The organism is Allobosea sp. P5_A5, assembly GCF_056400625.1.
In genome coordinates this window covers 80,112-92,490 of the sequence record NZ_JBFUKY010000014.1, presented here as the reverse complement: position 1 = coordinate 92,490, position 12,379 = coordinate 80,112, and the positions used below count along the sequence as shown (strand labels likewise).

The 12,379-nt window shown below is 62.6% G+C and carries 19 protein-coding genes; 13 read left to right on the top strand and 6 right to left on the bottom strand.

The window, feature by feature from the left end; translation table 11 throughout:
- Nucleotides 1–172: transposase (locus AC1DR6_RS21105; protein WP_476831238.1), on the bottom strand; the 172-nt coding region annotated here is incomplete at its 3' end.
- Between the two features lie 336 nt (nucleotides 173–508).
- Here AC1DR6_RS21105 and AC1DR6_RS21100 point away from each other — a divergent pair.
- Nucleotides 509–1,447: a sensor histidine kinase gene (locus tag AC1DR6_RS21100; protein ID WP_476831230.1), complete on the top strand. Its 939-nt coding sequence runs from the start codon at nucleotides 509–511 to the stop codon at nucleotides 1,445–1,447.
- A gap of 1 nt (nucleotide 1,448) precedes the next feature.
- Here the strand turns inward: AC1DR6_RS21100 and AC1DR6_RS21095 are convergent, their stop codons facing one another.
- Complete coding sequence (locus AC1DR6_RS21095; protein WP_476831229.1) at nucleotides 1,449–1,805, bottom strand: response regulator; 357 nt, start codon at nucleotides 1,803–1,805, stop codon at nucleotides 1,449–1,451.
- Between the two features lie 170 nt (nucleotides 1,806–1,975).
- On the opposite strand from AC1DR6_RS21095, the gene AC1DR6_RS21090 reads away from it, so the two are divergent.
- From AC1DR6_RS21090 to AC1DR6_RS21055, 8 genes are all read left to right on the top strand, one after another.
- Nucleotides 1,976–2,119 carry a hypothetical protein gene (locus tag AC1DR6_RS21090; protein WP_476831228.1) on the top strand — a complete coding sequence of 48 codons (144 nt, stop codon included), beginning with the start codon at nucleotides 1,976–1,978 and terminating at the stop codon, nucleotides 2,117–2,119.
- 42 nt (nucleotides 2,120–2,161) lie between these two features.
- Nucleotides 2,162–2,371, top strand: coding sequence for a DUF932 domain-containing protein (locus tag AC1DR6_RS21085; protein ID WP_476831227.1), 210 nt, complete (start codon nucleotides 2,162–2,164; stop codon nucleotides 2,369–2,371).
- Between the two features lie 241 nt (nucleotides 2,372–2,612).
- Nucleotides 2,613–2,945, top strand: a complete 333-nt coding sequence (locus AC1DR6_RS21080) for a TrfB-related DNA-binding protein (RefSeq protein ID WP_476831226.1) — start codon at nucleotides 2,613–2,615, stop codon at nucleotides 2,943–2,945.
- A 154-nt stretch (nucleotides 2,946–3,099) separates the two neighbouring features.
- On the top strand, nucleotides 3,100–3,672 hold the full coding sequence (locus AC1DR6_RS21075; RefSeq protein ID WP_476831225.1) for a recombinase family protein: 573 nt from the start codon (nucleotides 3,100–3,102) through the stop codon (nucleotides 3,670–3,672).
- Nucleotides 3,669–4,322 carry an N-6 DNA methylase gene (locus AC1DR6_RS21070; RefSeq protein ID WP_476831224.1) on the top strand — a complete coding sequence of 218 codons (654 nt, stop codon included), beginning with the start codon at nucleotides 3,669–3,671 and terminating at the stop codon, nucleotides 4,320–4,322. The genes AC1DR6_RS21075 and AC1DR6_RS21070 overlap by 4 nt, the downstream gene beginning before the upstream one ends.
- 10 nt (nucleotides 4,323–4,332) lie before the next feature.
- Nucleotides 4,333–5,448, top strand: coding sequence for an Eco57I restriction-modification methylase domain-containing protein (locus tag AC1DR6_RS21065; RefSeq protein WP_476831223.1), 1,116 nt, complete (start codon nucleotides 4,333–4,335; stop codon nucleotides 5,446–5,448).
- Between the two features lie 7 nt (nucleotides 5,449–5,455).
- Nucleotides 5,456–6,130 carry a hypothetical protein gene (locus AC1DR6_RS21060; protein WP_476831222.1) on the top strand — a complete coding sequence of 225 codons (675 nt, stop codon included), beginning with the start codon at nucleotides 5,456–5,458 and terminating at the stop codon, nucleotides 6,128–6,130.
- The gene (locus AC1DR6_RS21055) at nucleotides 6,127–6,519 is read left to right on the top strand and encodes a BsuBI/PstI family type II restriction endonuclease (protein ID WP_476831221.1); all 393 of its coding nucleotides are present in this window, start codon (nucleotides 6,127–6,129) and stop codon (nucleotides 6,517–6,519) included. Before AC1DR6_RS21060 ends, AC1DR6_RS21055 begins: the two co-directional genes overlap by 4 nt.
- Nucleotides 6,520–6,522: 3 nt before the next feature.
- On the opposite strand, the gene AC1DR6_RS21050 is transcribed toward AC1DR6_RS21055, so the two are convergent.
- On the bottom strand, nucleotides 6,523–7,419 hold the full coding sequence (locus tag AC1DR6_RS21050) for an AAA family ATPase (protein WP_476831220.1): 897 nt from the start codon (nucleotides 7,417–7,419) through the stop codon (nucleotides 6,523–6,525).
- Nucleotides 7,420–8,773: 1,354 nt separating this feature from the next.
- Nucleotides 8,774–9,394: a recombinase family protein gene (locus AC1DR6_RS21045; protein WP_476831219.1), complete on the bottom strand. Its 621-nt coding sequence runs from the start codon at nucleotides 9,392–9,394 to the stop codon at nucleotides 8,774–8,776.
- A 241-nt stretch (nucleotides 9,395–9,635) separates the two neighbouring features.
- On the opposite strand from AC1DR6_RS21045, the gene AC1DR6_RS21040 reads away from it, so the two are divergent.
- From AC1DR6_RS21040 to AC1DR6_RS21025, 4 genes are all read left to right on the top strand, one after another.
- Nucleotides 9,636–9,911, top strand: coding sequence for an AbrB/MazE/SpoVT family DNA-binding domain-containing protein (locus tag AC1DR6_RS21040; protein WP_476831218.1), 276 nt, complete (start codon nucleotides 9,636–9,638; stop codon nucleotides 9,909–9,911).
- A complete protein-coding gene (locus tag AC1DR6_RS21035; RefSeq protein ID WP_476831217.1) occupies nucleotides 9,911–10,300 on the top strand; it encodes a PIN domain-containing protein in 390 nt (129 codons plus the stop codon). The genes AC1DR6_RS21040 and AC1DR6_RS21035 overlap by 1 nt, the downstream gene beginning before the upstream one ends.
- A gap of 109 nt (nucleotides 10,301–10,409) precedes the next feature.
- Nucleotides 10,410–10,700, top strand: a complete 291-nt coding sequence (locus tag AC1DR6_RS21030) for a WGR domain-containing protein (protein WP_476831216.1) — start codon at nucleotides 10,410–10,412, stop codon at nucleotides 10,698–10,700.
- Between the two features lie 362 nt (nucleotides 10,701–11,062).
- Nucleotides 11,063–11,362: a DUF736 domain-containing protein gene (locus tag AC1DR6_RS21025; protein WP_476831215.1), complete on the top strand. Its 300-nt coding sequence runs from the start codon at nucleotides 11,063–11,065 to the stop codon at nucleotides 11,360–11,362.
- 34 nt (nucleotides 11,363–11,396) lie between these two features.
- Here AC1DR6_RS21025 and AC1DR6_RS21020 read toward each other — a convergent pair whose 3' ends face one another.
- On the bottom strand, nucleotides 11,397–11,720 hold the full coding sequence (locus tag AC1DR6_RS21020; protein WP_476831214.1) for an XRE family transcriptional regulator: 324 nt from the start codon (nucleotides 11,718–11,720) through the stop codon (nucleotides 11,397–11,399).
- On the bottom strand, nucleotides 11,717–12,079 hold the full coding sequence (locus tag AC1DR6_RS21015; protein WP_476831213.1) for a type II toxin-antitoxin system RelE/ParE family toxin: 363 nt from the start codon (nucleotides 12,077–12,079) through the stop codon (nucleotides 11,717–11,719). Before AC1DR6_RS21015 ends, AC1DR6_RS21020 begins: the two co-directional genes overlap by 4 nt.
- Nucleotides 12,080–12,379 lie beyond the last annotated feature (300 nt).

Sequence of the window (12,379 nt, the reverse complement as noted above, 5' to 3'; positions counted from 1 at the left end):
GCCCGTAATCGGGCGGCGCATCGATCCAGCGCCCGCCTGACTTGAGGACATGGACGATCCCGCTGATCACCCGGCGGTCATCAACACGCGGTTTGCCACGCGTGTCCGTCGGCAAATGCGGTGCGATCCGCGCGAATTGCGCATCCGTGAGCCAGAAACGATCCCGATTCATCCGGGCCTCCTCCGGGAAGCCGTGAATCATACAGAGCCAGCGGTGCCAACCTCTTTATGGGTCCGAGCCCTAGTGCAGGCATACGGCCGGTCTGATCACATGCTTGGCTTCGGCGGCCCAACGCGGAATGTCCGATTTCGGGCGACCTTCCAGTGTCCGCTAGTGGCGCATTTCAGGATCGGGAGGATATGCCTAACGGAGCGCGCTCCCTCCAGGCCATTTGTCAGCGAGCATTAGGATGCATTCTCGATCCGTGCCAGGGTGATAACACGTCTCGCATCTGCGGAGACGGATCGGAACATCGTGACATCTCCAGAACTACGTGACGCGCGCTTTATGCGAAGCCTGCTGTCGGCGTCCGACGACTGCATCAAGGTGGTCGACCTCGACGGCAACCTGTCCTTCATGTCGGAGGGCGGACGACGCACGATGGAAGTCACGGACTTCAGCAAGATGCAGGGATGTCCGTGGCCGGGCTTCTGGCCCGACGAGGGCCGCAAGGAGGCCGAACTCGCGATCGACGAGGCCCGCAACGGGCGCAGCTATCGGTTCCAGAGTGCGGCCAACACCGCCGCTGGCAACTCCCGTTTCTGGGACGTCCAGGTCGCGCCGATTATCGGGCCGCAGGGCAAGGTTGAGAGCATCCTGTCGGTGTCGCGGGACATCACGGCCTTCAAGGCGATCGAGGAGCGGCAGAGCCTGCTCGCGCTCGAACTGAAGCATCGCATGAAGAACACGATCGCCCTGATCATCGCGATTGCGAACCAGACCCTCAAGGGCAGTCCCGAGATCACCGCGGTGAAGGCCACCTTCACCGCTCGGCTGGAGACCCTTAGCGCCGCGCAGGACCTGCTAACGCAGGTGGCCTGGTCGAAGGCCACGGTCGGGGACCTCGTCAGGGCGGCGCTCGTGCCCCATGCCGAAGCCGAACGCTTCGAGCTGATGGGGCCCGAGGTCGAATTTTCGTCCAAGTGCGCCCTGGCGATGGCCTTGGCGACCCACGAACTGGCGACGAACGCAATCAAATACGGCGCGCTTCGGCATCCCGAAGGTCGCATTTGGGTAAAATGGTCGATCGCCGACGGCAACTTTCACTTCCGCTGGCAGGAGGTCGACGGCCCGCCCGTCATTGCGCCGACACGGGTCGGCTTCGGTTCGCGCATGATCGAGAAGGCGTTGGCCGGCTACTTCGGCGGAACGGCCAAGATCGACTATCAGGAACGCGGCGTGGTGTTCACGCTGGATGCACCCGTCGAAGCGCTGACGTCCGAGTAGGCTAGGCGGCCATCCGCAGCGCGGCGATAACCTGCTCCGCGCGATACGGCTTCCGGATATAGAGCACCTCAGCCGGCAGCTCGACTTGCGCGGGGACGACCCGGCCGCTTGAGACCACGATCGTGATCGGGGGCCATCCGTCCCGGACTGCGTGGGCCAAGCGGATGCCGTCCATGGAGCCCGGCATCTCGATATCCGTGAAAACGAACGCGATGTCGTGTCGGGCCTTTAGGATCGCGATCGCTTCGTCGGCATGGGCGGCCTCGATGGTGGCGAACCCAGCTTCCTCGATGAATTCAACAGCGTCCATGCGAAGGATCGGTTCGTCTTCAACGATCAGTACGACGAGCTTTGCCATGGTGCACTTTCAGTCGTGAATGGACTGAACCGGCGACGGGCAAGGATGTTGCGTCAAATTGCAAAGATTGCACGCTACGACCTCTGCGTGCGGTCGCGTTCCCATTTCACAAGCGCTTGTCGTCCTCTCAGCCGTGATGCCTGCCATTACCTCCTTCGGATAAGGGCGACGTGATCGGTCAAGTCATCGAGGGCGCATTTACGGTCCTCGACAGCTTCGAGGTGGCCACCGAACAGCGCGAGGGAATGCAGGCGCTACACCTCACCGATGGCGAACAGGGTGCGTTCGCCCGCGCCGCGCTGGCCCTCAAATAGGACGACGAGGAAACCCCAGCCCCGATCACCGACGCACAGCTTTTGACGCCGCGCCGCTACGAGGATCGCGGTTCGGACCTCTGGACCACCTTCAGCCGCGTGCAGGAGAATTTGACCAAGGGCGGTTTGACCGGCCGTACCTGTCGCGGACGTGCGACCCGGACGCGCCCCGTCAACGGGATCGACCAGAACGTGAAGCTCAACCGCGGCCTTTGGGTGTTGGCCGACGAGCTGCGCCGCCTGCGGGCCTGACCGCTCGCCGGGCACGGCTTCGGCCGTGCCCGGCGCCATTTTCTGAAGTGCCGCCCCCGCGCGGTGCTAAGACCCGGTGCGCGGGCCAAAAAATCGAGGCGGACAAGCCGCCGCTTTCAAAATTGGGCGAGCTTCGCTCGCCAATGACTCGATCACGAAGCGGGGGCTGCTTTTTCGTCAATAACGATCTATGTTGCGTTTACAGGTCTTGACAGAAAGATGGGCGACCGAGGGAAGTTGAATGGCGAGCGGGCCGACCAGGACAGCAGAGGAATTTGACGCGCTGCGGCCGTTGGTGGGGCGCCTGGCGCTTGATACCGTCGAGATCGCCCGCGCCGTGCTGGTTGACGGCATGAAGACCTCCGAGGCCGCGAGCCGCTACGGCATGACCCGGCAACGCGTGCACGGGATCGTGCAGCGCTTCCGCGCTGCGGCCCAGGAGGTTCCGACGGGCTGGCGTCGGATCGAGATATGGTTGCCGCCCGAGCTGGCGACGCAAGTGGAAGCGATGGCCGAAAAGGCGCGCGCCGACTATACGGCTGGAACTTCCAAGGGTAGCTCCGGATCGGACTGAAAACGGCCCGCACCGGATTGTTCCTGATATGTTCTTTATGTTTGCCGTGGTATAAGGGCAACATCGTCCCGAAAAGGACCCGTTTAAGGACGGCTGGAAGTCTAAACGAATTCAATTCCTTGCGAGTCCCGAAACGCTGTCCCAGAATCGAATCATGAAAATAGGTTACGCCCACGTCTCGACCGACGATCAGAATCTGGACCTGCAGCGCCGAGCTTTGCAGGTCGCCGGCTGCGAGAAGATCTTTGAGGACAAAATTTCCGGTGCGTCCACCAAACGGCCCGGGCTGGATAATGCCTTGGCTTATAGCAGCCCTGGCGACGTGTTTGTGGTCTGGAAACTCGACTGTATTGGGCGCTCGCTTTCGCATCTCATCACGGTAGTTCAGGAGCTAGGCGCCAAGCAATGCGGCTTCCAATCGCTCTGCGAAGACATCAACACGACGAACGCTGGCGGACGCGCCCTGTTTCATTTCATGGGATCGCTTGCTGAATTTGAGCGCGCGCTGATCGCGAGACGCACCAAAGATGGGCTTGCAGCCGCCCGCGCGCGCGGCGTGCGGATCGGGCGACGCAAGGCAATAAATCCCGATCAGCTCAAGCATGCGCGTGCTCTGTTGGAAGCCGGCGAGCGACCCACCGATATCGCCCGGAGGCTGCAGGTAGGTCGATCAACGCTCTATCGCGCTCTTGACGTGCAACATGCTGAGAAAGGCCAAACCGCATGAATATGGCGCTGTCGAAACCGAAGACGCGCCAGAAGCCTAGTGCTTTGGACCTGGAGCCGGTCCGCATTGAATTATCCCGCGCCCGCTTCATGGCGCGGGCTTGGTCGGAAACGATCCCTGAACCGCTTCGCACCGCCCAAGCCGCGCTCTTCGCGCGGGCGGCGATCGAGGAATTTGCCAGCGCTGTCGCGCCGGCTTTAAAGTTAAGCTCGCCCTTTGCGACCGTTAAGGGAAGGCTCGATAGCACGGCGCAACACCTAGCGCGCTCGATGGGGCGCCTTGCAGCCACCCTGTCCGTCATGGAGGGGTGCAACACCCTCACCAGCCTCTATACGACGCTGCTCCCCGGCAAGGAGCGAAGCTCTCTTGGCGCGTTCTACACGCCATCAGCGCTGACCCAGCGCCTCCTTGACCTTGCGGACGAAGGCGGGGTTGATTGGAAGACGGCGCGCGTGCTCGATCCCGCCAGTGGCGGCGGCGCATTTTTGCTGGAAGCTGCGGCGCGGATGCGCGCCGCGCTCGCCGGCAGCGAGCCTGCTTTCATCCTCGCCCAGCTCGGCAATCGCCTTTCCGGTATGGAACTGGACCCGCACGCCGCCTCTCTCTCAAGCCGCGCTAGAGATAACCCTTGCGGACCTGGCGCAGGCTAGCGGTCGCGACGTGCCGTTATTCGTCAAGGTTTGCGACACGTTGGAAGAGGAGCCCTCCGCAGTCTATGACCTCGTTGTCGGCAACCCGCCCTATGGTCGGGTGCAGCTGACGGCCACGCAGCGCCTTCGTTATGCCCGCAGCCTCTACGGCCACGCCAACCTCTATGGCGTCTTTACCGATATCGCGCTGCGCTGGACGCGTCCCGGTGGCGTGATTGCCTATCTCACGCCGACGAGCGTGCTAGGGGGCCAGTATTATGCGGCGCTGCGACAGCTGTTGGCCGATGAGGCCCCTCCCGTCGCAATCGACTTCGTTCATGCGCGTAAGGGCGTCTTCGAGGACGTGCTGCAGGAAACACTTCTTGCCCTCTACCAGAAAGGGGGAGCGCGGACCCGGTTTCAGGTCCACTATCTCAACGTCGATAGCGAACGACAGGCGCGGCTTACCAAGAATGGTAAGGTTGGCTTGCCCGTAGATGCGGCCGCGCCCTGGCTGGCACCGCGCGAGCCGTCCCACGTCCGGCTGATCGCCGCGGCGGAGTGCCTTTCCTCCCGCTTGGCCGATTGGGGCTATAAAGTTTCAACCGGCCCGCTCGTATGGAACCGCTTTAAGCCGCAGATGCGGGCCAGAGCGGGCCGCGGCCTGCACCCCTTGATTTGGGCGGAGGCCGTAACGGCGGACGGCCGTTTCGTGTTTCGCGCCGATAAGAAAAACCACGCCCCCTACTTCAAGCCAGAGCGGGGTGATGAATGGCTGATCGTGGACCGTAGCTGCGTACTCGTGCAGCGAACAACGGCGAAGGAGCAGCTGCGCCGGCTCATTGCAGCCGAGCTGTCGCAGGAATTCATCGAGACGCACGGTGGCGTCATCGTTGAAAACCATCTCAACATGGTTCGCGCGACGAGCACTCCGAAAGTCTCGCCGGCTGCCGTTGCTGCTATACTCAATAGCGACACGATCGATCAGGTATTCCGCTGCATCAGCGGCAGCGTCGCCGTTTCGGCTTTCGAATTGGCGGCCATCCCCTTGCCCCCGGCTTCGGCAATGGCCCGATCGAGCAGATGGTTCGGCGCGGCGGGACGCGGGCCGCGATCGAGAAGGTGCTGCGCGCTGCCTATGGGTTAGATAAGGCATGAGCCTCCCCCCTCTACTTCCCTGGCCCGAGATTCGCGTCCGCTTGCCCGTTATTTTTCCGGAAGGCTCCGCCAATCGCGAGCACTCTATCTGGGATATTTCGGCCAAGACCATTTTCGTCATGCTCTATGCCGGCGCGGTCGAAGGGGCGGGCCTCTGGGTGCGCCCCGACCAAGTCACGCGCATGACCGATGACCAAGCGGCGCAGGTGGACAACGATGCCAGGCTGGTATGGGCGAAAGAATCCGTTCGGCCGAGCAAGGCCGATGTGCCCGGCCGCTGGTATGCGGTTAATACGCGCGAATCGATCCGCGACGACACGATTCGCTACGCGCTGATCCAGAACGGCGCGGTGATCGAGCGGCCCGGCCTCTCCACCACCTCGCCGGCCGGACGTTACGCGCTGCAGGGTGATTTCACCGCCCTCCTAACACCAGACCTCGACGAGGCCACCTTCATTGCGAAGGCGACAGCGTGGCGCACCAAACACCTGAACGCCGGCGCTCTCGCCCGCATCGCCATCGTCCGCAAGGGCGCGGCCGGTGGGGGTGAATATGAACTCGTCACCTTTCCGAACGGCGAAGCTCGCCGCATGACAACCGGCCCGAGCGCCGACATTTCCAAGGCTGTCATCGAGGTTTTCGCGCCAAATTCCTGCAAAAGCCGGGCGTGATCGCCTTAAGCGAGAGCGGCAACAAAGTCGTCGCACGGGACGACGAACTGGCCAAAGCGATAGGTCTGACGATTCCGGCCGACAAGAGCCTGCCGGATATCGTCCTCGTCGACCTTGGCCCCGCTCACCCTCTCCTCGTCTTTATCGAGGTGGTGCATACGGACGGGCCGGTGAACGAGGCGCGGAAGACCGCCCTCCTCCAGATCTCGGAGGGCGCGGGCTTTCCCTCCGAGCATGTCGCCTTCGTGACGGCCTATCTCGATCGTGCCGGCCAGCCCTTCCGCAAAACGGTGAGCAGCCTCGCCTGGGGGAGCTACGCTTGGTTCGCGTCGGAGCCGGAAAGCCTCATCGTCTTCAGCGGCAAGCCGCTGCAGATCGAGGGAAACTGACGCTTATCGCCGCTGCGCAAAGACGAGCGTGCGCGTGGCGAAATCTAATAATTCCTGGTCGTTAATCGCCGCCGTTTCCCAAGCTGGATTCGAGTCATGGTGAAAGCGGTTCGCATAATCGAGCAGTGCACGCAGCTCCGTCGTGTCGGCGACATCGAGAATTTGGCTCGGCCCGCCATGCTGCTGCTGGCAGATGCCGATGAACGGCCCGAGCAGCGCGTCCGGCGGGAAGTCGGCTGGATAAGCGACGCGCATGAAGGCTTCGAGGATAGGCCGCAATGCAGCCGCGACGGCGCGCTCGGTCGCAGGGTTGCCCGCGCGAATATATTCCCGGACCTGCTGATGCCGCCGATCGTGCTCCGTGATGCAATCTTGGCGCACGTCCCAGACCGCGAGCGTCGAGCCCGCTCCGTCGCGGACAATCCGCATGGCGGAGCGAGTTACCTTGTCGGCACCCTCCCAGATTGCACAGAGAAACGGCTTCGAGTGCGAGAGCACTAGCATCTGGCTAACCCGGCCATAGAGCCGTTGCATTTCCTGCACTGTCGTTAGCGAGCGGTGTTCATCGAGACTAGTCATGGGATCGTCGATCACGACGATCTTTTGTCCCAGCTGCGGCTCCTGATCGAGCGAGGCGAAGAAAAAGGCGAGCGCGAGGGTATTCCGGTCGCCGGCGCTCAATGTGTTCTTGAACGAGGGGCCACCCTCCCCCGTCAATGCGACCGCGACGTTATTGATAAGCACCGTGTAGTTGGCCGAGGAGCCGCCGCGATTGTTGACCGACGTGACCGAGCCGAGCCGGAAGCCGGCGTTAAACCGCCGGAGGTATTCATTGATCGCCGTTTCGTAGGCGGGAAAGATGTTCTGGCGGTACTGGTCGAGCGCCGCGCGTGCCTGCACACGCCGGGCTTCGGTAGCCGTTTTTGCCGCTTTCTCGTTAAGGTATCATCGCATAGCGCGGCCGTTGCAGCATCAGTGGCGACATGCGCGGCGGCCGCCTGTTCTTTGACGATCGCGATCGGGGCGTTCCGAGCCTGCAGCGCCGCCGATAGGCCGGCGATTGCGGTGCGGTGCACATCATAGGCGTCGATCGCCGCGATGGTTTCGGCAGAGAGCGTCATCGCCTCAAGCGGTGCTGTCGCTTTGGCGCGCAGGATTGTCAGCACGGCGTCCCGCGCTGTCGCCCAAGCGCGCGCGATTGCGGCCGTGTCCACATCGATGTCGGGAACATCGGTGAAGGCCCGCCAGAACTCGCGATTTTCAACAGCGACCCGCACGGCCCGCTCAAATGCCGCCGGCACGTCACCCGCGTGCGCCGTGTTGATCCCCTGCCCTATCTCCCGAATCGCAGTTTTCAGGGCCTCATAGGCTTCGCTGAAATAAGCCTGGTAATGCTGGATCAATACCGAGCCGGCGAGGTCCTGGGCACAGAAGGGACAGGCGTCATGGTCTTTGCCTTTCGATGCACCGGCGATCCGGCCCATGCCTTCGCCAACCCATGCCTCGCCGCCTTTGCCGAGGCTTCGCAAATGCTCGCGCACACGGGCCGCTGCGCCCGCGTCAAGGTCGGGGAGGTTGCGCGCCAGGAGTGCATGGATCGTCGCAACGTCGAAGCCCGGCAGGCTGAAGGGAATAAAAGCCGCCCGTTGACGGATCACGTCGGCAGAAAGTGCCGCGGCTAGGTTGCGCTCGGCTTCCTGAATCTTGGCGTCGATGGCGGAATCAGCGGCCAGGGCGCAAAAGGCATCAATAGTCAGCGTGCCACGGGCCGCAGCCGGGATTGCGTCCCCCTTCGTCCGAAGATCCCGATTGTGTTCCTCAACCCGCGCGACATGCCCCTGCAGCGTCGCGTTCAGCGCCACGCCTTGCGCGCCGAGGATCAGCTCATGAAGGTTTTGCCGGTGCGCTGTCTCGATCGCGATTCCGGAACAGACGTTCGCGGCGACAAAGGCGTCATCGAAAACTGCGATACGCGGCAGCGGGGCCGCCCAGGCGCCGTTCTGAAAAACAAGCGGCGCACCGGCAAAGGTGAGGACGACATGCGGCGGATTTGCCGCACCGAGGCGCCGGCGCTCGTCGATCAACCCCGGCTCACCCGTGTTGAGCGAGCGCAGGACCGCCGCGATGGTCGTCTTGCCTCGGCCGTTCTCCGCATAGAGCAGGGAGAGCTTCGTCAGCGGGAGTTGAGCGCCAGCGTTGACCGAATCAAATTGTCCAATGTTTCGCAGCAATGAGATGCGTTCAAAGACCATCGTTAGGCCGGTACTTCGAGCGGCAGTTCCGGATCGGCATAGCGTCCGTTTGGGCCAGGGCGCTGATTGACCGGAAAATAGCCGTAGAGTGTCGCTGGACTGACTTTCAGTCGGCGCGCCGCTTCCGCGAAGGACACCGGGGGATCGGCCGACAGCATCGCTCGCGCAACAACCAGGTCCTTTTCTGTCAGCTTACGGGGCCGTCCACCCTTCCTCCCTCTCGCCCGAGCCGCTTCTAAGCCGGCCTTCGTCCGGTCGCGGATCACGTCCCGCTCGAACTCAGCGAGAGCGCCGAACAGGTTGAACGTCAGCCGGCCTGCGCTTGTGGAGGTGTCGATCGTCTCATTCAGCGATCGCAGCTCGATCCCGCACTTGCGCAGGCCTTCGACCGTTTCGATAAGTTGGCTCAGCGAGCGTGCGAGGCGATCGAGCCTCCAAACGACGAGGGTGTCACCCTCGCGCATATAATCGAGTGCTGCCGCCAGCTCCGGCCGTCCACGGTTAGCGCCTGACGCCTTCTCCGAGAAGATGCGCGCGCAGCCGGCCGCCTTCAGGGCGTCGAGCTGCAACGCCGTCTCTTGGTCTGCGGTCGAAACCCGCGCGTAGCCGATCAATCCTGCCATTCCGATAGCGATCTCCGTCGAAAACCCGTCAGGACCCGCCTGTTTCCGACAGGTAGGTTTTCGATAGGGTTTCCGATGGATTTTAGCCGGTCAAGCGGCAGTTCCGACCGGCGGACTCGACGTGTCGAAAAACCCTCGTTTTCTGAGGATGTCATAACACGACGGCGTCTTGCGAAGTGACCCATTGAGGTGATATGGCCGTAGGTGACGAAATGACATTCATGAACAGGAGGTCAATCATATGGTTCGAGTCAATGTCCTCCCAAATGGTAGGCTTGTCCTGCCGGTTGTGCTGCGGAAATCGCTTGGGGTGGAAAAGGGCGGCCAAGTCATGGCAGAGGTCGTGAATGGCGAAGTGCGGCTCACGACGCCTGATGTCTCGCTCGATCGAGCAAGGGCCCTTTTCCGCAAATATGTTCCGGCTGGCACATCAATCGCCGACGAGGTCATTGCTGATCGACGAGCCGAAAGCGCGCAGGATGTGCAAGGCGACCCGGATAGCAGAGTGAAGCGTTGATGCCGGCTTGCGTCATCGACACGTCCGCTGTCTTTGCGGACCTGAACGAAGAAACCGGGGCCGAAGAGGCAAGGCGCTGGCTGCGGGATGCGGCAATTTCCGCCATCAATCTTCAGGAGATCGTTTCCAAGGCGCTCGATAAAGGCGTTCCAGCCGCCGGAATACCGGCGCTGATCGAGGCTCTCCGCCTTGACGTGCGTTCCCTCGATCATGACCTCGCTGTGGCGGCGGGACTGATGCGCGACGCTACCAAGCGCGTCGGTCTTAGCCACGGAGATCGTGCCTGCCTGGCTCTGGCGCGGAAGCTGGGTCTTCCTGCCGTCACGGCTGATCGGGCGTGGGCGGAAATTGCTGAAGAAATTGGAGTGAAAGTCGTCCTCGTCCGATAGCCCAAGCCGAGCAAGAGCCCGCCGGCTGATTCATTTGTGAATCGAAAGCGGGCTATTGATTCAAAGAAGTCATCGGACAGACAATCGCCAGTAAAGTAGAATCTGCGCCATGTTTGGCGCAGCCGAAGACCTTCCCGACCCAATCGAACTCGCGGCCATCGATGCTGCGCGCAATATTCGCCGGCGCTATGCGATCATCACCAGCGTTGACCTGTTCGGCGCGATCATCGTCGAAACACGCTGGGGCCGCGTCGGTGCGCGGGGCCAGGCCAAAGCCCTCTCCTTCGAAGACCGTACTACCGCTGACCGCTATATCGCCTCGACCCTGCGCCGCCGTTCCACATCCTCCACGCGGATCGGCGTCACCTACGAGCGGATAGACGGCAAACCCTTGTCGTAACCAGACCTGGCAGGACCTCCCTTCCCTCGCGCCCAGGCTTGCACGGTGCAAGACTTCACGGACCTTATCCTCGACCTCTTTCCAAGGACTGCCGTCGACCTGTCGCCCGATCGCAGTTGCCCACCGCAACCGTCACGGCCTCTATCTGGCTTGATCTAATCCGGACCGGCTTCGCCTCGATCGTCCTGGCGCAACGGTTCGGCCTGCGGCTTTTTTCCGCCGCCTTCGGCTTTGCATCGCGAAGCAAAAAAGCCGCGCCTCGCCGTTCCCCGCGCGAGCGCGGTGCGCGTCCGATCGTCCAGATTCACCGATCGCCATCGAGGCCGCGGCGGTCGCGGCTCGAGCAACTGAAAGGCTTCAACATGGCGACCATCGGCACCTTCACCAAGTGCGGCAACGAGTTCAGGGGTTCGATCATCACCCTCAGCGTCCAGGCCAAGAACGTCCGCATCGTCCCCGAGGATACAAACGGCAACGACAAGGCGCCCAGCCATCGACTCGTCGCCGGCGACGTCGCCTTCGGCGCCGCGTGGAAGAAGACGAGCCGCGAGGGTCGCGATTATCTTTCAATCAAGCTGGATGATCCGAGCTTCGCGGCTCCGGTCTATGCCAGCCTCACCGAGAGCGACGACGGCACCTTCGCCCTCATCTGGTCACGCTGACTAGCCAGGCCGCCCTGCTTCGGCGGGGCGGTTCTCAGGCAGTGGCTGCGGTGAAGTTGCCGATCTCTACGGAGCGATCGGCAAACGTCGCGGTGATGTGCATTTCGCCGCCCATCGCGGCAATCAGCTCGCGTAGCGTGCTCACCTTCATGTCGGGCCGACGCACCAGCTTGGAGATGGCCGGCTGCTGCACGTCCAAGACGTTCGCCAGCTCCTCCTGGCTGATGCCCAGCCCCTCGCGCAACTGTTCGAGGCTGACCATCTCGGCCGCCAGCTTCGCCTTACGCGCCTCGCCGCGCGTGCTGCGCTCGGGGCTCCACCCCTTCTTGAGGTCCGAAAACGGGCGATGTCCGCTCATTTTAGCAATCCTTCCTTCTTCAGTTCCTTCAAATGCACGTCGTAAAGATCGTCCGCGATCGGGATCACCCGATCGTAGAAGCGGTCGTCCCCGGTCTTGTCGCCCCCGATCAACAATATCGCCGATCGGCGCGGGTCGAAGGCGTAGAAGATCCGCAGCGGCCGCCCCTCGCTCTGGACCCGCAGTTCGCGCATGTGCGAGTGCCGCGAATTGCTTATCCCGGAGGAATGCGGGAAGCGTAGGTTCGGTCCTTGCGCGATCAGCAAGTCGACGGTGAAGTCGATCGCATCCTGGTCGGCTTCGCTCAGATCGACGAACCAGCTCCCAAACTCATCGGTGTTCTCTACGTCCCAGGTCATAAGCAACCGTATTCCATGTATGGAATATAATCGAGATGGCTTTCGAGATCAATAAGACGCGGGCGCGACCCTGCGGGCACGGCTCTATCTCCGCCTGACGGCTCCGACCGAGCCACCGTGCCGGCGTCTCGGCGCAGTCGCGTGACGATCCTCGCGTAAGGGGCGGCCGGGCCGCCCGCAGGGTGCCGGCGACGCCGGCGAGATCCTCATGTTCAGTCGGGGAAAGGGGCGCGCCGCCCCCTCTCCCCAGCAACGACAATCAGCCGGGCCGTGGCTTACTCGGCTGCGCCTCGCTGCGCC

Excerpts from the sequence above, each read along its gene's own strand:
- AC1DR6_RS21100 (WP_476831230.1), top strand. The coding sequence starts at position 509 with ATGCGAAGCCTGCTGTCGGCGTCCGACGACTGCATCAAGGTGGTCGAC.
- AC1DR6_RS21095 (WP_476831229.1), bottom strand. The coding sequence starts at position 1,805 with ATGGCAAAGCTCGTCGTACTGATCGTTGAAGACGAACCGATCCTTCGC.
- AC1DR6_RS21080 (WP_476831226.1), top strand. The coding sequence starts at position 2,613 with ATGGCGAGCGGGCCGACCAGGACAGCAGAGGAATTTGACGCGCTGCGG.
- AC1DR6_RS21075 (WP_476831225.1), top strand. The coding sequence starts at position 3,100 with ATGAAAATAGGTTACGCCCACGTCTCGACCGACGATCAGAATCTGGAC.
- AC1DR6_RS21070 (WP_476831224.1), top strand. The coding sequence starts at position 3,669 with ATGAATATGGCGCTGTCGAAACCGAAGACGCGCCAGAAGCCTAGTGCT.
- AC1DR6_RS21060 (WP_476831222.1), top strand. The coding sequence starts at position 5,456 with ATGAGCCTCCCCCCTCTACTTCCCTGGCCCGAGATTCGCGTCCGCTTG.
- AC1DR6_RS21045 (WP_476831219.1), bottom strand. The coding sequence starts at position 9,394 with ATGGCAGGATTGATCGGCTACGCGCGGGTTTCGACCGCAGACCAAGAG.
- AC1DR6_RS21040 (WP_476831218.1), top strand. The coding sequence starts at position 9,636 with ATGGTTCGAGTCAATGTCCTCCCAAATGGTAGGCTTGTCCTGCCGGTT.
- AC1DR6_RS21035 (WP_476831217.1), top strand. The coding sequence starts at position 9,911 with ATGCCGGCTTGCGTCATCGACACGTCCGCTGTCTTTGCGGACCTGAAC.
- AC1DR6_RS21030 (WP_476831216.1), top strand. The coding sequence starts at position 10,410 with ATGTTTGGCGCAGCCGAAGACCTTCCCGACCCAATCGAACTCGCGGCC.
- AC1DR6_RS21025 (WP_476831215.1), top strand. The coding sequence starts at position 11,063 with ATGGCGACCATCGGCACCTTCACCAAGTGCGGCAACGAGTTCAGGGGT.
- AC1DR6_RS21020 (WP_476831214.1), bottom strand. The coding sequence starts at position 11,720 with ATGAGCGGACATCGCCCGTTTTCGGACCTCAAGAAGGGGTGGAGCCCC.
- AC1DR6_RS21015 (WP_476831213.1), bottom strand. The coding sequence starts at position 12,079 with ATGACCTGGGACGTAGAGAACACCGATGAGTTTGGGAGCTGGTTCGTC.